The 19,035-nt window shown below is 70.4% G+C and carries 13 protein-coding genes; 2 read left to right on the top strand and 11 right to left on the bottom strand.

The features are described from left to right. Positions 1-49 precede the first annotated feature (49 nt). Together AC07EG_RS32975 and AC07EG_RS32970 are read right to left on the bottom strand one after the other, a co-directional pair. Positions 50-3,367, bottom strand: coding sequence for a glycosyltransferase (locus tag AC07EG_RS32975; RefSeq protein ID WP_478257147.1), 3,318 nt, complete (start codon positions 3,365-3,367; stop codon positions 50-52). Positions 3,368-3,528: 161 nt separating this feature from the next. Next, on the bottom strand, positions 3,529-3,852 hold the full coding sequence (locus AC07EG_RS32970; protein ID WP_153029281.1) for a WhiB family transcriptional regulator: 324 nt from the start codon (positions 3,850-3,852) through the stop codon (positions 3,529-3,531). Positions 3,853-4,059: 207 nt separating this feature from the next. Between AC07EG_RS32970 and AC07EG_RS32965 the strand changes: the two genes are divergently transcribed. Then, entirely contained in the window at positions 4,060-4,860 is an 801-nt protein-coding gene (locus AC07EG_RS32965) for a site-2 protease family protein (RefSeq protein ID WP_478257146.1), read from the top strand. Here AC07EG_RS32965 and AC07EG_RS32960 read toward each other — a convergent pair. Genes AC07EG_RS32960 through mshB form a run of 3 tightly spaced genes read right to left on the bottom strand, consistent with a single transcriptional unit; the run spans position 4,854 to position 6,837 of the window. Further along, entirely contained in the window at positions 4,854-5,651 is a 798-nt protein-coding gene (locus AC07EG_RS32960) for a hypothetical protein (protein WP_478257145.1), read from the bottom strand. The two genes, AC07EG_RS32965 and AC07EG_RS32960, sit on opposite strands and share 7 nt — an antisense overlap. Further along, positions 5,651-6,028, bottom strand: a complete 378-nt coding sequence (locus AC07EG_RS32955) for a hypothetical protein (RefSeq protein ID WP_478257144.1) — start codon at positions 6,026-6,028, stop codon at positions 5,651-5,653. The genes AC07EG_RS32960 and AC07EG_RS32955 overlap by 1 nt, the downstream gene beginning before the upstream one ends. Continuing rightward, the gene (gene mshB, locus AC07EG_RS32950) at positions 6,028-6,837 is read right to left on the bottom strand and encodes an N-acetyl-1-D-myo-inositol-2-amino-2-deoxy-alpha-D-glucopyranoside deacetylase (RefSeq protein ID WP_478257206.1); all 810 of its coding nucleotides are present in this window, start codon (positions 6,835-6,837) and stop codon (positions 6,028-6,030) included. The genes AC07EG_RS32955 and mshB overlap by 1 nt, the downstream gene beginning before the upstream one ends. A gap of 180 nt (positions 6,838-7,017) precedes the next feature. Between mshB and AC07EG_RS32945 the strand changes: the two genes are divergently transcribed. Beyond that, the gene (locus AC07EG_RS32945; RefSeq protein ID WP_478257143.1) at positions 7,018-8,763 is read left to right on the top strand and encodes an ABC transporter ATP-binding protein; all 1,746 of its coding nucleotides are present in this window, start codon (positions 7,018-7,020) and stop codon (positions 8,761-8,763) included. Between the two features lie 162 nt (positions 8,764-8,925). Here AC07EG_RS32945 and AC07EG_RS32940 read toward each other — a convergent pair whose 3' ends face one another. The 6 genes from AC07EG_RS32940 to typA all read right to left on the bottom strand — a co-directional run bounded on the left by AC07EG_RS32940 (position 8,926) and on the right by typA (position 18,959). Beyond that, complete coding sequence (locus AC07EG_RS32940) at positions 8,926-9,849, bottom strand: ABC transporter permease (RefSeq protein ID WP_478257142.1); 924 nt, start codon at positions 9,847-9,849, stop codon at positions 8,926-8,928. 1 nt (position 9,850) lies between these two features. After that, on the bottom strand, positions 9,851-10,867 hold the full coding sequence (locus AC07EG_RS32935; protein WP_478257141.1) for an ABC transporter permease: 1,017 nt from the start codon (positions 10,865-10,867) through the stop codon (positions 9,851-9,853). A 177-nt stretch (positions 10,868-11,044) separates the two neighbouring features. Further along, positions 11,045-12,847, bottom strand: a complete 1,803-nt coding sequence (locus AC07EG_RS32930) for an ABC transporter family substrate-binding protein (protein WP_478257140.1) — start codon at positions 12,845-12,847, stop codon at positions 11,045-11,047. Positions 12,848-13,166: 319 nt separating this feature from the next. After that, positions 13,167-14,972, bottom strand: coding sequence for an ABC transporter family substrate-binding protein (locus tag AC07EG_RS32925; protein WP_478257139.1), 1,806 nt, complete (start codon positions 14,970-14,972; stop codon positions 13,167-13,169). A gap of 156 nt (positions 14,973-15,128) precedes the next feature. Further along, positions 15,129-16,856, bottom strand: a complete 1,728-nt coding sequence (locus tag AC07EG_RS32920; RefSeq protein WP_478257205.1) for an ABC transporter family substrate-binding protein — start codon at positions 16,854-16,856, stop codon at positions 15,129-15,131. Between the two features lie 177 nt (positions 16,857-17,033). Then, positions 17,034-18,959 carry a translational GTPase TypA gene (gene typA, locus AC07EG_RS32915; RefSeq protein ID WP_478257138.1) on the bottom strand — a complete coding sequence of 642 codons (1,926 nt, stop codon included), beginning with the start codon at positions 18,957-18,959 and terminating at the stop codon, positions 17,034-17,036. Positions 18,960-19,035: the final 76 nt, after the last annotated feature.

Below are 19,035 nucleotides of genomic sequence, written 5' to 3'. Positions count from 1 at the left end.
CCGGCACCGAGGCGACCGGCCAGGCCGTGCGGCTCGCCCGGCGCCGGCCTCATCCCGGCTTCGAAGGTGACTCGTCCCGCCTGCCCGGTACCGCGGTCAGCGCCGCGAACAGCAGGGCGGCGACCTGCACCAGGAGCAGCGCGTTCCGCCCACCGGCCGAGTACTCGACGAAGACGTCCGCCTGCCGCGTCGGGACCGCGACCGCGACCTGGTGGCCCCAGGCCCGCACGATCGCCGCCCGTTCACCGTTGACCGTGGCCCGCCAGCCGGGTTCTTCGTCGGCGGCGAGGACCAGCAGGCGCCCGGCCGGGCCGTCGGACACCCGCACCCGGACCTCCGGCGGCACCGCGTCCACCACCGCGGTCCCGGCCACCGGGGACGGCACCGCTTCGGCCGACTGGAGCTCCGGTGGACGGCCGTTCACCGCCCGGTGCGCCAGCTCCGGGGAGATCAGCACCACCGGCCCGCCCACCGCGGTCAGCCGCAGCACCTGCCGCCCGTCCGCGGCCGGGGGCGCCGGGGCCAGCTGCTCCTCGGCGATGGCCAGCATCGGCGCGCTGTCCACGCCCGGCGGCAGCACCACGAACAGCACCCCGTCGGCGGCCATGCCCGCCACCGCCTCCTGCACCGGCTCCCGCACCCCGCTGAGCAGGTTCACCTGCCAGTCGGCGAGCCGTTCGGCGGCACCGGTGACCGGCACCAGGTCGTCGTCACCGTAGGCGGGCAGCCGCCCGGCCACCTGCCGCGCCGGTTCCCCGCCACCGGCCAGCACCACCACCGACCGCTGCGTCTGCGCCAGTTCACCGGTCAGCGGATCCGCCAGCCGGAGGCCACCACCCGCGGTCAGCGGTCCACCCCGCCCGGCCACCACGGCCCCGGTGGCCAGCACGGCCAGCAGCACCACCCCGCCGGCGGCCGCCGCCTTCGGCAGCCAGGCCGCCCCCGGCGCGGTGGTCCGCTCGCACGCCGCGAGCACCGCCCACAGCAGCCCGGCCCCGGCCACCAGCAGCGGCACCCCGGCGAAACCGGGCAGCAGCACCCCGCCGGGCGTGGCCGCCACCTCCACCGAACGCACCAGCACCACCCCGGCGGCGCCCAGCGCGGCCACCAGCAAGCCCGGCACCGCCCGCGGGGTCGGCCGCAGGATCACCGCCATCAACGCCGCCGCCAGCACCACCACGCCGACCGGCCAGGCCCCCGGCCCGCCGGGCGCCAGCCCGAACAGCTCACCGGACCCGGGCTGCGCCCCGCCGGGCGCGCCCAGCCCGTGCAGCAGGAACCCCGGGTACCGCACCAGCACCGCGGGCCACGGCAGGAGCAGCAGCAACGGCAGGAACACCACGATCACCACGGACGCCGCCCGCCGCAGCAGCAATCCCGGCGCGGGCAGCACCACGAACGCGACCACCAGGCCGACCAGCGCGAGCGCGTGGCCGAGCGGGGAGAACGCGCCGAACACGGCCAGCCCGAGCGCGCACAGCACGGAGGTGTGCAGCCACGCGCGGCGCTCGGCGGTCAGCACGGCGGCCACCCCGGCGATCACCACCGGCAGCAGCAGGTGCGCGCCGACCACGTCCAGCCGCCCCTGCGCCACCCCCGCGGTCGCCGGCGGCAGCAGCCCGTAACCGGCGGCCACCGCGGCGCGGGCCCAGCGGTGCACCCGCAGCCGCCGGGTCACCGCGTAGGCGAGCAGCGCCGCGATCGGCGCTTCGAGCAGCAGCACCAGCGCGACCAGCGTGGCCGGTCCGCCGACCGGCTGGAACACCGCGCCGAGCACACCGAGCACGGCCAGCGTCGGCGGGGCCGCGGCCGCCGTGCCGCCGCCGACGGCGTGCCACGAGGCCAGGTACTCCGACCACAGCTGCCCCAGCCCGCCGACCGGCAGCAGCTGCCCACCGGCCAGGTCGGAACCCAGCCGGCCGGCGTTGGTCGCCAGCGCGATCGCGGTGAGCACGACGAAGAGCACCACCGGCGGCGACAACACGGTCGCGGCGAGGATGCGGCGCCGGTTCACCTCGACGAAAACGAGTTCGCGCGGCGTCTCCTCCGGACCCGGCGACGGCCGTGGCCGCTCCGGTTCCCCGGCGGGTTCCTCCGGCAGTTCGACCGCGACCACCCCGGCGGGCCGCCGCAGCCCGGACACCAGCGAGCGCCCCGGGCTGCGGGCCCCGGCGGGCAGCGCGTCCGGTCCGACCGGACGGCGGTGCCCGGCCGGGCCGCCCATCGCCTCCGGTGGAATCCAGGCGGTTTCGGCTGCGGTGGTTTCGGGTAACCGCCCCAGCGCGGCCTCGCTCGCCACCCGCCGCCTGATCAACGACAGCACCAAACCCCGGGTGGCGTTGCGGAGCCGGGCGAACCGGCCGATCAGCAACCCGCGCACGGAACCGCGGTGCCCGGCCCTCGCCCGGCGTGCCGCTCGCAGTCCTGCCCGCCCACCGGCGAGGTAACCGATTGCCCGGAATTCCGCGGCGGCGCGATTCCCCCGCCGCAGCAAGGCGAAGCCCAATCCGCGCAGCAGGCAGAGCAGCAGCAGCCGCGGCAGTCCCCACCAGAACGCCGGGGCCGCGCAGTTCACCAGGAAGGTCCGCAGGCCCAGCGCGCGATCGGCGGCGGCGAGCGAACCGGGCACGGCGTGCGCCGTCCGCTGCCCGGTGGCCAGCGCGCGGACGTGCCGCAGGCGCGCGGACGGCACGGAGAGCACCACGCTGCCCGCCGCGTTCGCCCGCCAGCCGAAATCGATGTCCTCGCGCAGCAACGGGATTTCCGGGTCGAAACCACCTAGCTCGGTCCACAGCTCCCGGCGCACCAGCACCCCGGCGCTGGGCACGGCGAGCACCTCGGTGCTCTGCTCCGGCCGGTGCTCCAGCTCACCCGCCACCGACTGCCGGTGCCCGGAGGCGTCGGTGGCCAGACCGGCTTCGGTGATCAGCCGCGGATCGGTCCAGTCGACCGAAATCGGGCCGAGGACCCCGGCCGACGGCGAGGTTTCGGCCGCGCGCAGCAGCCGGTCCAGGCAGTCCGGTTCGGGTGCGCAGTCGTCGTGCAGCAGCCAGAGCCAGGAACCCGGGTCGCCCCAGCGGTCCGTGGCGTGGGACACCGCGGCGGCGACGGCTTCGGCGAACCCCGTCTCACCCGTGAGTGTGAGCACCCCGTCGAGGATCGGGCCCTCACCGCCGACCGCGGCCTCCGGATCGGCGGCTTCGGCCAGCAGCAGCGGGGTGCGGTCGGTGGAACCGGTGTCCACCGCGAGCACGTGGCGGGGGCGCGGACCGCTGCGGCGCAACGCGGACAAAGCCAGCGGCAGCCAGGCTTCCCCGTTGTGGCAGACCAAAACCGCGAGAACGGGCACGGTGGCGAAGCTCGGCACGCGCTCACCCTACGGCCAGCCCCGGCGCGCCCGCCCCGGCGGGGCGACTGTCGCGTTAGGAGGGTCTCACTGGTTGGAAAGCAGACCGCTCAAATGGCGGGACGGCGTGCCCGCCGGGGCTGTGGCGCCCCGGCGAACACGCCGTCCACGGAACTTTTCGCCTAGACCACGCGTTTCTTGAGCTTGCGGCGCTCGCGCTCGGACAGCCCGCCCCAGATGCCGAAGCGTTCGTCGTGCGCCAGCGCGTACTCGAGGCATTCGTCCTTCACCTCGCAGCCCTGGCAGATCCGCTTGGCTTCCCTGGTGGAACCCCCCTTTTCCGGGAAGAACGCCTCGGGATCGGTCTGCGCGCAGAGCGCGCGCTCCTGCCACTGCTGTTCCTCGGCCGGGTCGAAAAGATCAGTGAGAACCCCCAGTTCCTGCTCCGGGCGTTCGCCCCAATCCATGACCGAGCCCCCTTCCCTTCCGTCGATCGCTGCCCGCATGTCCGCCTCCTCGCTTCCACGCACTCCCAGGCTGGCGGTACCGAAATCACCCGTCGATCCCCTGGCTCCAACGAATGACATCGTTGTGATTACACCCGTGTAATCGGGTCAGGTCAAGCTGAGTAGCGTGTTCGGGGGATACCGAGACCTGTTCGCGCAAGCGGACACGCCGTGCGCCACCCAACGTCGATGGGGAAGACTGGACCAGTGCACCGTTCTGCCACCCGCCCAAGCCCGCTGTTCTACGGCCTGCTCGCCGTCACCGTCGCCGGTGGTGTGCTCATGGCGCTGCAAAGCCCGTTCCCGTTCGACGAGCTGACCGGACGGGTGTTCATCACCGACCGGAACTGGACCGGCACCGCCGGCGCCGTGCTGCTGATCCTCGGCGGCTGGGCGGTTTCGTTGGTGCTCCACGAGTTCGGCCACGCGATCGTGGCCTACCGCGGTGGTGACCACGAGGTGGCCGCCAAGGGCTACCTGTCGATGGACATCCGGCGTTACACCGACCCGGTGTTCTCCATCCTGATCCCGCTGCTGATCCTGGCCATCGGCGGCATCCCGCTGCCCGGCGGCGCGGTGTGGATCAACCGCTGGGCGCTGCGCTCGCGGTCGGTGTCGTCGTGGGTCTCGCTGGCCGGGCCGCTGAGCAACCTGGTGCTCGGCATCCTGCTGACCGTTTCGGTGGCGTTGATCCCGATGCCGGCCGGGCTGGTCATCGGCCTGTCCTACCTGGCCTCGCTGCAGATCCTCGCGTTCGTGATCAACATCCTGCCGGTGCCCGGCCTGGACGGCTACGGCGCGATCGAGCCGTACCTCTCCCCGCAGGCGCGGGAGTTCGGCGCGAAGGCGCGGCCGTGGGCGCCGCTGGTGCTGTTCGCGCTCATCCTCGCCGTGCCCGCCGTCGGCAACGCGCTGTGGAGCCTGACCGACTTCGTCTTCGACGCCGTCGGCGGCAACGCCAACGCCTCCACCGTCGGGCGGATCGCCTTCCAGTTCTGGACCTACTGAGCCCCGCCCTGATCGATCCAGGCGCGGGCGCGCTTGGCCACCCGCTTCAACCCGGACCGCTCCCCCAGGTAGTCACCGGCCATGCCGACCACCGGGAGCACCCCGATGGCGCGGTGGACCAGCCGCCCGCGCGGGCGCTTCTCCAGTTCGTCCACGATGGACAGAAGTGAGCGCCCGAGGCGCCACAGCGTGCGGGCGGCGGCCTTCACCGTCAGCCTGCCGTGCTTGTGCTCGGCCCGCGCCAGCTCTTCGGTCAGTTCCTCGGTCCGGGTATCCTCCGCCGAAGCGTCGTGCGCGGCGTCCTCCCCGGCGGCCAGCACCGGGTCGACGTCCCGCTCGAACAGCACCCAGGCGATCAACCGCACCCGGTCGCCGAGCTCGGTGATGCCGTGCTCCCCGCTGATCGCGCACAGCAGCAGGCCCTGCGCGGCGGCGCCGAGCGCGTCCTGCACCGGCAGCCGGTCGGCCAGCGCACCGCCGAGGCCGGGGATCGAGGTGAGCAGCGCGGTGAACCGGCCGACGCGGTTGACCCACCAGCGGGTGCGCTCGCCGGCGTCCATCGCGGCCCAGGCTTCGGTACCGGGAACCTTCACCGAAGTCAGGCCGTTGAGCAGTTTGTCGCGCAGGGTCGGGTCCACCTCGGCCAGTTCGGCGTTGCCCTCCCGCCGTTCCGCGCGCGCCAGCAGGCCGAGCGGATCGGCTTCCCGCAGCGCGTCCAGCACCGGGCCGCAGCCGCGGACGAACGGCCGCAGCACCTTGACCACCTGCGCGTCCGAAATGGCCTCTCCCACTACGGCTTCGCCTCCTGTCGTCGCACCGGGCCGCCGACGGCGAACGCCCCGGGCAGCGCACCGACCGCCAGCAGCAGCAATCCCCGCCAGTCCTCGACGAATACCCGGTCACCGCCGGGGCCGAACATGGCGAAGGCGATCGCGGTGCCCGCCCACACCGCCAGCACCAGCCCGCCGAACGGCGGCCCGACCAGCGCCCGCGCGCCGAGCACCAGCAACGGGGTGGTGACCGCGGCCACCACCAGCGAAAGCGGCACCGGGAAGGCGCCGAGCGCGGGCAGCAGCGTGCCGTCGGCGCGCATCGGCAGGAAGAACAGTTCGAGCACGGCCAGCAGCACCGCGTCCACGGTGAGCACCACCGCCAGCACCCAGCGCATCACGGCAACCCGCCGAAGAGGTCGGTCGCCGCGCCCTCCCCGTCCCCGGCGGCCAGCACGAAGCACTCGGTGGTGGCCAGCGGCTGCGCGATGCCGTTGGACAACGCGAACAGGCCGTCGCCCACGTGCACCTGCGTGGCGTGCGCCCGCAGGGCGGTCACCTTCTTCGCCAGGTGCCCGGAGACGTCCACCCTGGTGGTGATCAGTTCGTCCGGGGTGGCGGGCAGTTCGCTGTCGGCGGGCACCCGGAACGGCACGCCCTCGCGGTCCCGGAGCAGCGCCAGCGCCCGCGAGGTGTCGCCGGCCGAGGCCACCGTGTGGAACACCCGCCGCACCGAATCGGCACCGGCCACCGCGGCCGTGGTCACCTCGTGCGCGCGGATGTGGTCGGGGTGGCCGTAGCCGCCGAAGTCGTCGTAGCTGACGACCACCTGCGGGCGCAGTTCGTCGAGCAGGGTGCGCAGCTGGCCTGCCTGCTCCTCGAGCAATCCGCGCACGAAGGCGCGCGGGTGCTCGGCCGACGGCGTGCCCGCCATGCCGGAGTCGCGCCAGCGGCCGATGCCGCCGAGGTAGTGGTGCCCGGTGACGCCCAGCGCCGCGCAGGCCGCGGCCAGCTCACCGCTGCGGTAGCCGCCGAGCTGGTCGCCCGCCCAGGAACCGAGCTGGGCCAGCTCGGGCGGGATGATCTCCCCCTCCTCCCCGAGGGTGCAGGTGACCACCGTCACTTCGGCACCCTCGGCCGCGTACCGGGCGATGGTGCCGCCGGTGGTCAGCGTCTCGTCGTCGGGATGGGCGTGGACCAGCAGCAACCTGCGGGGTTCTGGGGAGATCACGGGTTCAGATTAATTCCCGAGTTGGTATTCCACCCGAGGCGACCTCGGATATCCTGCCGGGCAGAGTTGTACGTGACGGGCGAGCGGTACCTCGGTTCGGCGGTTGAAAGCGCTGTTGCCGGGCTCGCTACGTGTACCCCCACGAAGGGCATCTTGGTGAGCACAGAAGCAACAACGACGTCGGGTTCCGTGTTGTCCATCTCGGACCTGCACATCACCTTTTCCACCGACGACGGCATCGTCGAAGCCGTCAAGGGAATCGGGTTCGACGTGGCGCCCGGCGAGATCGTCGCCGTGGTCGGCGAGTCCGGCTCCGGCAAGTCGGTGACCTCGATGTCGGTGCTCGGACTGCTGCCGAAGACGACCAAGATCGCCGGTGAGCGCCGCCTCGAGCAGACCGACCTCGGCGGCATGAAGGACACCGAACTGCGCAAGATCCGCGGCAACGAGATCGCGATGATCTTCCAGGAGCCGATGAGCGCGCTGAACCCGGTGTACACGATCGGCTGGCAGATCCGCGAGGCGCTGCGCACGCACCAGGACCTGTCGAAGGCCGCCGCCGACGCCCGCGCCGTCGAGCTGCTGGAGATGGTCGGCATCCCGAACCCGCCGGTCCGGTTCAAGCAGTACCCGCACCAGCTCTCCGGCGGGCTGCGCCAGCGCGTGGTGATCGCGATGGCGATCGCCTGCGACCCGAAGGTGATCATCGCCGACGAGCCGACCACCGCGCTCGACGTGACCGTGCAGGCGGAGATCCTCGGCCTGCTGCGCAAGCTGCGGGACACGCTGAACACCGCGATCGTGCTGATCACGCACGACATGGGCGTGGTGGCCGACCTGGCCGACCGCGTGGTGGTGATGTACAAGGGCGAGATCGTCGAAACCGCGCCGGTGCGCGAGCTGTTCGCCTCGCCGAAGGAGGAGTACACCCGCAAGCTGCTGGCCGCGGTGCCGGTGCTGGGCCAGCGCCCGGAGGGCAGGCGGCTGCTGGAGACCGAGTCGATCGAGGTCGACACCGAGGAGATCCGGCTCGCCGACGAGGAGCTGGCCGCGCAGATCGAGGAAACGGCGTACGCGCTGGAGATCAAGAACCTGGTGCTGGAGTACCCGGGCAGGCGCGGCCAGCAGAAGAACCGCGCGGTCGACGACGTCTCGCTGCACATCAGCAAGGGGGAGATCCTCGGCCTGGTCGGCGAGTCCGGTTCGGGCAAGTCGACCGTCGGCCGCTGCGCGATCCGCCTGCTGGACCCGACCGAGGGCCAGGTGTTCATCGCCGGGCGCGACATCACCAAGCTGAGCACCAAGGAGCTGCGCCCGCTGCGCCGCTACTTCTCCATCGTGTTCCAGGACCCGGCGTCCACTTTGGACCCGAAGATGACGATCGGCGAGTCGATCGCGGAACCGCTGGTGCTGCACAAGGTCGTCGAGGGCCAGGCGCTCAACGACCGGGTGAAGACCCTGCTGGACAACGTCGAGCTCGGCGGGCACTACCGCAACCGGTACCCGCACGAGCTCTCCGGCGGGCAGCGCCAGCGCGTGTCGATCGCCAGGGCGCTGGCGCTGGACCCGCAGCTGCTGATCGCCGACGAGCCGACCTCCGCGCTGGACGTCTCGGTGCAGGCGCGCGTGCTGGACCTGTTCCTCGACCTGCAGCAGAGCCTGCAGTTCGCCTGCCTGTTCATCAGCCACGACCTGGCCGTGGTCGACCTGCTGGCGGACCGGGTCGCGGTGATGCAGCACGGCAAGCTGATCGAGGTCGGCACCCGTGACCAGGTGCTGCACTCGCCGCAGGAGGACTACACCCGGCGCCTGCTCTCGGCGGCCCCGGTCGCCGACCCGATCCTGCAGGCCGAGCGGCGCAAGGCGTGGGAAGCGGGCAGGCTCGCCCCCGTCGCCGACTGACCCACCGTCCCACCGGAACGGCCCCCGCCGGATGGCGGGGGCCGTTCTGCTTTTTCACCCGACCGTGGTGCGAAAACACGGCGGGGATCGCGTTGTCGAGGCGGTGTTCCCGCCTGGACGAAACGATCCCCGCCGTGGGTCAGCTTCGCGTACCGGGGTGGCTCACGCCTTCATCCGGCGCTGCCGCGGGTCGAACGCGTCCCGCAGCCCGTCGCCGATGAAGTTGATGGTCAGCGAGATCAGCACCAGCACCACGAACGGCCCGAAGAACAGCCACGGCCTGCCCTGCAGCTGCGCGTAGTTCTCCAGGATGACGCGGCCGAGCGAGGTGTCCGGCAGCTGCACACCGAGGCCGATGAACGAAAGCGCGGCCTCGGCGAGCACGGCCTGCGCGACCGCCAGGGTCGCGTTCACCGTGATGCTGCCAACCATGTTCGGCACCAGGTGCTTGAAGATGATCCGCCCGGTACCGGCACCGGCCGCCCGCGACGCCTCGACGAATTCCCGCTGCGAGAGCGACATCGCCTCGGCGCGCACGATGCGGGCGATCGGCATCCAGCCGAAGGCCGCCAGCACCATGGCCACCACGTACCACGAACCGCCGCCGGCCACCTTGACCAGGATGGCCGCCGCGGCGATCTGCGGCACGATCAGGAACAGGTCGGTCAGCCGCGAGGCCGCCGAGTCGGTGAACCCGCGCAGGTAACCCGCGCTGGCCCCGATCAGCACACCCAGCGTGGTGGACACGATCGACACGGTGAGCGCGATCAGCAGCGAGTACTGCGTCCCCCGCAGCACCTGCGAGACCATGTCCTTGCCGACCTGCGTGGTGCCGAGCGGGTGCTCCCCGGACGGCGGCAGGAAGCCGCCGACGGTCTCCTCGTAGTCGTACGGCCAGAAGATCGGCATGATCACGGTGATCAGCACCAGCAGCAGGAGCACCGCGCTGGAGATCATCGCCGCCTTGTGCCGCAGGAACTTCCGCAGCACCAGCTTGCCCTGGCTGGACGGCTCGGGCATGGTCGCGCCCGGCACCGCCATCGTGCCCTCCGATGCGGTTTCCGCACCGGTCAGGAGTGAATTCATGTCAGCCAACGCGAATCCTCGGGTCCAGGATGCCGTACATCAGGTCGGCGATCAGATTGGCAACCACCACCATGGCGGCGACCAGGACGAGCCAGCCCATCAGCACGTTCGGGTCGTTCCGGTCAACGGCTTCGACCAGCACCGAGCCCATGCCGTTCCAGTTGAACACGCGCTCGGTGATGATCGCCCCGGTGAGCACCGCGGCGAAGTTGACCGAGAACAGCGTGGTCACCGGGATCAGCGCGTTCCGGAAGGCGTGCCGGAAGATCACGCGGGACGAGGACAGGCCCTTCGCCCGCGCGGTGCGCACGTAGTCCGCGTTCAGCGTCTCCAGCATCGAAGCGCGCTGGAAGCGGCTGTACGCGGCGAAGCTGATCGCCATGATCGACAGGGTCGGCAGCAGGAACGCGCCGACGTACTTGGTGGCGAAGTCGAACAGACCGTCCGCCTGCAGGTTCTCCGGACTGGTGGTGCGCAGCCAGGGGTTGCCCAGCCATTCGTCCCACCCGAGGTCGCGGATCAGCACGTTGATCTCGATCGCGTACTGCTTCAACACGATGGCGACGCAGAAGATCGGCATCGAGAAGAGCAGGAACGCCACCGTGGTCGCGAGGTAGTCGACGATGGAGTACTGCTTGACCGCGGCGATCACGCCGACGGTCACACCGAGGACCACCGCGAGGAGCTCGGTCCCGATGACCAGCCGGGCGGTCACCTCGAAGGCGCTCATCACCTTCGGGAAGACCGGCTGCAGCCCCTGGCCCTGGGCGATGGACACGCCCCAGTCACCGGTCAGGAAGCTGCCGAGCCAGTCGAAGTACCGGGGCACCAGGCCCTGGTCCAGGCCGAGCTGGCGAGCCAGCTCGTCGACCGCCTCGCGGCTGACGTTGGGGTTCCCGCGGAGTTCGCCGAGCGGGTCGCCGGCCCCGGCGACCATCAGGAAGCACAGGAAGGTCGCGATCAGCAGAATGGGGATCGAGATCGCGATGCGTCGTAGTACGTAGACAACCAGGTTCAACTAATTGCTCCTCGTCGGGGCCCGGCGGTGGAACGCAGCCGAGCCCGGAATACCTGGTACACCGTAGTGCCCCGGTCCCGGGCGTCAACAGCTACTTCCGAAGGGGACCGGGGCCGGCTTGTGGCCGGGCCCCGATCCCCTGCCGGGTCGATCGGTAGAAGCGGGATCCGACCAGTGCTAGCTGGTCTTCTCCCACTCGCCGGCGTTCCACAGCGCACCGTTGTACGACTGCATGTACACCTTGTCGATGCCCCGGAAGCCCCACATGGACGGCGTCTGGAACAGCGGCAGCGTCGCGTAGTTGTCCGCGATCAACTTGTCGGCTTCCTGGTAGTGCTGCGTGCCGGTGGTCTCGTCGGTCGCCGAGACCGCGGCGTCGAAGGCCGTCTTGATCCGCGGGTCGTTCAGGCTCTGGTAGTTCTGGTTGCCGCCCTGGTCCTTCGGGATGTAGATGGAGGGCTGCTCGGCCTTGAACGGGGCCGCCGACCAGCCGAACAGCGCGATGTCGTACTCGCCCTTGTCCAGGTTCCCCTTGAGGAAGTTCGGGTCGGTCTGGTCGGTGATCTCGATGCCCGCGGCCTTGGCCTGGGCGATGATGATCTCCACGGTCTGCTTGCGGCGGTCGTTCTGGTTGTGCGTGATGGTCACCGAGAACCTCTGGCCGTTCTTGGCGAAGATGCCGTCGGCACCCTTGACCCAGCCCGCGTCGGTCAGCGTCTTGGCAGCGGCTTCGGCGCCCTGGCCCGCCTTGTCGCTGTACAGGTCGACGTAGCCCTGCTCGCCCGGGTAGAAGACGATGCTGTTCAGCGGCTGCGCGTCGGCCTGGACCTCCTTGAGGAGCTTGTCCACGATCTCCTGGCGGTTGACCACCTGGAAGAACGCCTTGCGGGTGGCCTCCTCCTGGAAGATCGGCTTGGCGAAGTTCAGGTCGAGGTGCTCGAAGGTCAGCTGCGAGGCCGAGCCGTAGGTCACGCCCTGCGCCGCGAGGCCCTTCATGGTGGCCGCCGCGGTGGCGTCCGGCTGGGTCGACGCGGCCACGTCGATCTCACCGTTCTGCAGCGCGGTGGCCATCGCCTTGGTGTCCTTCATGGCGCGGACGACGATCTTGGCCGGGCCGCCCTTCTCCCCGATCCAGAGCGGGTTCTTCTCCAGGGTCACCGACTCCTGGTTGGCGTCGAAGGCGGTGATCTTGTACGGACCCGAACCCGGCATGGTGGCGGGGTCGAAGTCCTTCATCTTGTTGGTCCAGTAGTCGCCCGCCTTCTTCAGCTCCTCGACCGGGCTGGTCAGGGTGAGCTTGGTGATGTCGGCGATACCGGTCTGCTTCTCGATGATGTGGGCGGGCATCACGTGCGTCGAGGCGAACATGCCCTTGTAGTCGAGGTAGGGCTTCTCGAACTTGGCCTCGAAGGTCAGGTCGTCCTTGCAGGTCGCCTCGGAGACGAGGTTGTACCCGGCCGGGGACGCGGCGTTGAAGATCGGCGTCTCGCCGTCCTTGATCTTGCCGTTGTGCGAGAGCCACGCGAGGTAGAAGTCGTCGCAGTCCCAGGCGTCGCCGTCGGACCACTTCACCCCGGGCTTGATCTTCCACTCGACGACCTGCGGGTCCTTGGACGTGACCGTCCACGACTCCATCACGTCGTTGTTGAGCAGCACCTTGTTGTTGCCGTCGAGCACGTCGGCGCCAGAGAGCACGGTGGTCAGCACGTAGGTGTTGTACGAGCTGTTGGAGTCCGGCGTGTCGTTGTTGTACGCCGAGAAGCCCTGGTCGATGCCGACGATCACCTGGTCGCTGTTCGCCGCGGCGCCCAGCTTGAAGTTCTCACCGCTCTGGGCCTTGCCCGTCGCCATACTTTTGATATCGGCGCTCGAGCCCGTGTTCGGGTCGCCGCCCTCGTTGCCGCCCCCGCTGCACGCGCTCAGCAGGAGCGCGGAACCGGCGACCAGCGACAGGGCGGAGACTGCTTTGCTTCTCCTCATTTACGTGTGCCCTCCTAGCACTGGGTCCCGGGGCATCGGACCTGGGGACCCACCCGCCCCGGATAGTTGAGCCGGAGCTTATGTCACGCCAAGCAACCCTCAATTGGCGCACTGCGGGAGCACGCTAGAAAGCGCGGGCACGCCGGGTCACCAGTTACCGCGCGATCGTGACCAAAGGGTGACTTCCCACCAACGTCCGGAAATACCGCGGTTACCGGCCGGTACCGACCGGGTAACGGACTTCACCCGGATATGACACGGGGCCGGGTGATCGCCCGGCCCCGCGCAGTAATCGATGATCACTCAGTCGTGCGCATAATTACTTGGTGACTGCCCACTCCCCGACGTTCCACAGCGCGCCGTTGTAGGACTGGTTGAACACCCGGTCCACGCCGCGGAAGCCCCACATGGACGGGGTCTGGAACAGCGGCAGCGACGCATAGTTTTCCGCGATGATCCGGTCCGCCTCGGCGAAGCCCTCGCGGGCGACGTTCTCGTCGGTGGCCGCGACGGCCTTGTCGTAGGCCGCCTTGATCCGCGGGTCGTTCAGGCTCTGGTAGTTCTGGCTGCCGCCCTGGTCCTTCGGCACGTAGATGGGCGGCTGCTCGGCCTTGAACGGGGCCGCCGACCAGCCGAACAGCGCGATGTCGTACTCGCCCTTGTCCAGGTTCCCCTTGAGGAAGTTCGGGTCGGTCTGGTCGACCACCTCGATACCCGCGGCCTTGGCCTGGGCGATGATGATCTCGACCGTCTGCTTGCGGCGGTCGTTGGTGTTGTGCGTGATGGTCACCGAGAACTTCTGGCCGTTCTTGGCGAAGATGCCGTCGGCACCCTTGACCCAACCGGCGTCGGTCAGCGTCTTGGCGGCGGCTTCGGCACCCTGGCCCGCCTTGTCGCTGTAGACGTCGGTGTAGCCCTCTTCACCGGGGTAGAACACCAGGCTGTTCAGCGGCTGGATGTCCGCCTGGACCTCCTTGAGCAGCTTGTCCACGATCTCCTGGCGGTTGACCACCTGGAAGAACGCCTTGCGGGTGGCCTCCTCCTGGAAGATCGGCTTGGCGAAGTTCAGGTCGAGGTGCTCGAACGACAGGCGCGGCGCCGAGCCGTACTTGACGCCCTGCGCGGCCAGGCCCTTGAGCGTGTTGGCCGCGGTGACGTCCGGCTGCACCGAGGACGCGACGTCGATCTCACCGTTCTGCAGCGCGGTGGCCATCGCCTTGGTGTCCGGGATGCCGCGGACGACGATCTTCGCCGGGCCGCCCTTGGCACCGATCCAGTGCGGGTTCTTCTCCAGCGTGACCGTCTGCCCGTTCTGGTCGAACGAGGTGATCATGTACGGCCCGGAGCCGGGCATGAGCGCCTTGTCGAAGTTCTTGAACTTGGTGTTCCAGAACTCGGCGACCTTCTTGAGGTCCGCGAGGTCGCTCTGCAGGTTGAGCGTCTTGATGTCGGCGATGCCGGTGTTCTTCTCCACCACGTGCGCCGGCAGCACCGCGGTCGAGTTGAACATGCCCTTGTAGTCGAGGTAGGGGCTGGAGAACTGGGCCTCGAAGGTCAGGTCGTCCTTGCAGACCGGCGCGCTGACCTTGTCGAAACCGGCGATCGACGCCGACTGGAAGACCGGGGCGTCGCCCTCCTTGACCTGGTTGCTGTGCGAGAGCCAGGCCAGCCAGAAGTCGTCGCAGTCCCAGGCCTCGCCGTCGGACCACTTCACCCCCGGCTTGATCTTCCACTCGACGATCTGCGGGTCCTTGGACTTGACCGTCCACGACTCCAGCACGTCGTTGTTGAGCAGCACCTTGTTGTTGCCGTCCAGCACGTTCGCCCCGGACAGCACCGAGGTCAGCACGAAGGTGTTGTACGAGCTGTTCGCGTCCGGGGTGTCGTTGTTGTACGCCGAGTACCCCTGGTCGATGGCAACGGTGACGGTGTCGCTGTTCGGCGCGTCGCCCAGCTTGAAGTTCTCACCGGTCTGCGCCTTGCCGACGGCCATGCCCTTGATGTCCTCGGCCGAGCCGGTGTTCGGGTCACCGCCTTCGTCTCCTCCTCCGCCACTGCAGGCGCTCAGCACGAGCGCCGCGCCGGCGAACAACGAGACCGCCTGGACCGCTCTGGTTCTCCTCATGTCGGTTGTGCCCTCCTAGCACCTGGCCGTGGCTGTGACCGCCGGCCGTTGGTGCACGCTAGAAAGGCGGCGTCCACCTGGTCACCAGTTCAGTGGTGATCGTGACCAAAGGGTGACGAGCGGACCAACCACGCAATTCGCACCCGGGCCGTGCGCTCAGTTGCTGCCGCGGGTCCAGTTCACCGCGTTGCCGAACGGCCCGGTCATCGGCGGCCCCTGGCTCACCCCGGACACGCCCTTCCCCACCGCCAAGGTGTCCGCGAGCTGGAACAACGGGATGAGCACGTGCCGCTGCCACAGCTCCGGCTCAATGGTCTCGACCACTCCGGCGGCGGCGGAGCCGATGCCGGTCAGCGCGGCCTCGATCCGCGGTTGCAGTGCCTCGTCGCAGAAGGCCGCCGGGTTGGCCGGGACCACCGGTGCGGTGGTCCCGGCGCTCGTCCGGTCGGCGGGGCAGCCGAACTCCGAGGCCAGCGTCAGCGCCGGGTTCGTGCTCACCGCCTGCGGCACCACCGCGATGTCCACCCCGACGCCGCCGTCGACCGGCGGCAGCTGCGCCTCGTCCCCGGTGGGCAGGGCGAGCAGGTTCGAGAACAGCTCCCGCGGCTGCGGGTTGATCGCGCGCACGTCCACGCCAGCCGCGACCAGCTGCGCGGTCAGCTCCTTGGCGATCGTGGCGTAGGGCTCCTGCTTGCCCGGTGAAGCGACCACAAGGGACAGTGGACGGCCGCCGGCGTCCCGCCAGCTGCCCGCGTCCCTGGTGTAACCGGCGTTGGCGAGCAGTTCACCGGCCTTCGCCGGATCGGGCGCGGCCGGGGCGCCGGTCGCCGGGATGGTCGGCTGGTAACCGGGGACCGACGGCGGCGTGAGCAGCGAATCGGCGCGCAGCGGCGCCGACGACCCGCCCTTGGTGCCCTCGTCGATCAGCTTGTCGCGGTCGAGCAGCGCGGCGATCGCCCCGCGCACCCGGTCGTCGGCGAGTTCGGCGCTCGGGCGCAGCAGCACACTGGCCAGGCGCGGTTTGGCCACGGTGTGCAACTGCACGGACCCGCCCAGTTCACCGAGCAGTTTGAGGCCGGTGGAATCGGTGCGGGACAAGGAGAACTGCACGGTCCCGCTGCGCAGCGCGGCGGCCGTGCCCGGCTGGTCGGCCCGGCGCAGCACCAGCCGGTCGACCGCGGCGGGCTTCTCCCACCAGCGCTCGTTGCGCTCGAGGATGATCTCCCCGCGGTCGCGGTCCAGGGTTTTGATGGAGAACGGGCCGCCGTAGGCGGGGAACCCACCCTCCAGCGCGCTCCGCCAGCCGCCGGGGGCGTCCTTGAACAGGTGCTGGGGCAGCAGGCCGCTGAACAACGTCTTCCAGCCGGGGTAGGGCTTCGAGAAGGTCACCTCGACGCGCTTGCCGCCCTCGCGGGACTGGATGTCGGAGATCAGCCGGTAGCCGGCCGGGTCCACCGCGCCCGGCTCGGTCTTCATCGCGTTGGCCAGGTAGGCGAAGTCCTCGGCGGCGATCGGCGCGCCGTCGGACCACGACGCGTCCGGCCGGATGTCGTAGGCGACCACGAACGGCATGTCCGAGCCGACCTGCGCCGAGCCGGAGATCACCTCGGCGGCGTCCATCAGGTTCTCGTCCAGCCGCGGCGTGCCGTCCTCACCGGCGCGGAACACCGAGGGCAGCAGCAGTTCGGCCAGCGCGGAGGTGACCGTGGAGGAGTCGGCCAGGTTGTGCGGGTTGTACCCGCCCAGGATGTCGTCGACGCCGATGACGATCTGCGAGGGCGTTTCACCCGGTGGCGTGGACTGCTCGGCCACCGGTGTGCTCACCACCGGCGGCGGCGGGGTGTTGGTGCACCCGGTGAGCAGGGCGGCGGCGAGGAACCCGATGGCGCCCAGCCGCGGCCCGTTCGCGCCGCCTCCGGTGGTTCCGCGCCTCAACCGCAACTGCTCGCCTCTCCCTCGCCGGACCGTCATGCTGCCATGGACAGCGATCACCCCGACACCGGGTTTCCCGCTACCAGGAAGACGTCCGAAAGACGTCCGGGCCCCGCCGCCGGTTCCGGCTCAGCCGCGGTTCTTGACCCGGTTCCGCTCCTTGGCCCTGGTGTTGACGTCCAGGATGACCTTGCGGATGCGGACCACCTCGGGGGCCACCTCCACGCACTCGTCGGCGGCGCAGAACTCCAGCGCCTCCTCCAGGCCCAGCTTGCGCGGGCGGGCCAGGCGCTCCAGCTCGTCACCGGTGGAGGAGCGCATGTTGGTCAGCTTCTTCTCCTTGGTGATGTTGATGTCGAGGTCCTCGGCACGCGGGTTCTCCCCGACCACCATGCCCTCGTACACCTCGGCACCCGGCTCGACGAAGAAGGTGCCGCGGTCGGCCAGCTGGATCATCGCGTAGGCGGTGATCGGGCCGGACCGGTCGGCGACCAGCGAACCGCTGTGCCGGGTGCGGATCTCGCCCGCCCACGGCTGGTAGCCCTCGAACACGTGGTTCGCGATGCCGGTGCCGCGGGTTTCGGTGAGGAAGTCGGTGCGGAAGCCGATCAGCCCGCGGGCGGGCAGCACGTACTCCAGCTTGATCCGGCCGGTGCCGTGCCCGCCCATGTGCTCCATCCGGCCCTTGCGGGCGGCCAGCAGCTGGGTGATCGAGCCGAGGTGCTCCTCCGGCGCGTCGATCGACAGCCGCTCGAACGGCTCGTGCAGCTTGCCGTCGATGGTGCGGGTGACCACCTGCGGCTTGCCGACGGTCAGCTCGAAGCCCTCGCGGCGCATCTGCTCGACCAGGATGGCCAGCGCCAGCTCACCGCGGCCCTGCACCTCCCAGGTGTCCGGGCGCTCGGTGGGCAGCACGCGGATGCTGACGTTGCCGATCAGCTCCTGGTCCAGCCGGGCCTTCACCAGCCGCGCGGTGACCTTGTCGCCGCCGTTGCGCCCGGCCAGCGGCGAGGTGTTCACGCCGATGGTCATCGAGATGGCCGGCTCGTCCACGGTGATCCGGGGCAGCGGCGCCGGGTCGTCCACGTCGGCCAGGGTGTCGCCGATGGTGATGTCCGGGATGCCCGCGATGGCGACCAGCTCACCGGCGCTGGCCTCGGTGGCAGGCACGCGGGTGAGGGCCTCGGTGACCAGCAGCTCGGAGATGCGCACCGACTGCACCGAGCCGTCCTCGCGCAGCCAGGCCACGGTCTGGCCCTTGCGCAGCTTGCCGGCGTGGATGCGGATCAGCGCGATGCGGCCGAGGAAGTTCGACGCGTCGAGGTTGGTGACCAGCGCGCGCAGCGGGCCGTCCGGGTCGGCGACCGGGGCGGGCACGTGGCGCAGCAGGGTGTCGAACAGCGGGTCGAGGTTGTCGCTCTCGGGCAGGCCGCCGTCGGCGGGCTGCTCCAGGCTGGCCTTGCCGGCGCGGGCGGAGGCGTAGACCACCGGGAGGTCGAGCACCGCGTCGAGGTCGGCGTCCTCGATGTCGCCCGCCAGGTCGAGCAGCAGGTCGTGGGTCTCCTCGACCACCTCGGAGATGCGGGCGTCCGGGCGGTCCACCTTGTTGACCACCAGGATCACCGGCAGCCCGGCCTCCAGCGTCTTGCGCAGCACGAACCGCGTCTGCGGCAGCGGGCCCTCGCTGGCGTCGACCAGCAGCACCACGCCGTCCACCATGGCCAGGCCGCGCTCGACCTCACCACCGAAGTCGGCGTGCCCGGGGGTGTCGATGACGTTGATGGTCACCGGCCCGTCCCCGGTCTGGCGCCGGATCGAGGTGTTCTTGGCGAGGATGGTGATGCCCTTCTCGCGTTCCAGCTCGCCGGAGTCCATCACGCGGTCCACCACCTCGGCCCGTTCGGCGAACGCGCCGGACTGGCGGAGCATGGCGTCGACCAGGGTGGTCTTGCCGTGGTCCACGTGTGCGACGATGGCGACGTTGCGCAGGTCGGGCCGGGTCCGGCCGGACGTCTCGCGGTCGGCTCCGGCGGCGATGACACTGGCTGCGGGCACGCTCGAGCTCCTGATACTTCGGATTTGGGGTGGCCGACCGCGGATACCCGTGTTGGAATCCAATCCAAGGCACGCG

Source organism: Amycolatopsis sp. NPDC045836 (assembly GCF_056431745.1).
Note: the sequence above shows the minus strand (reverse complement) of the source record. Positions and strands in the feature narration are given on the sequence as shown.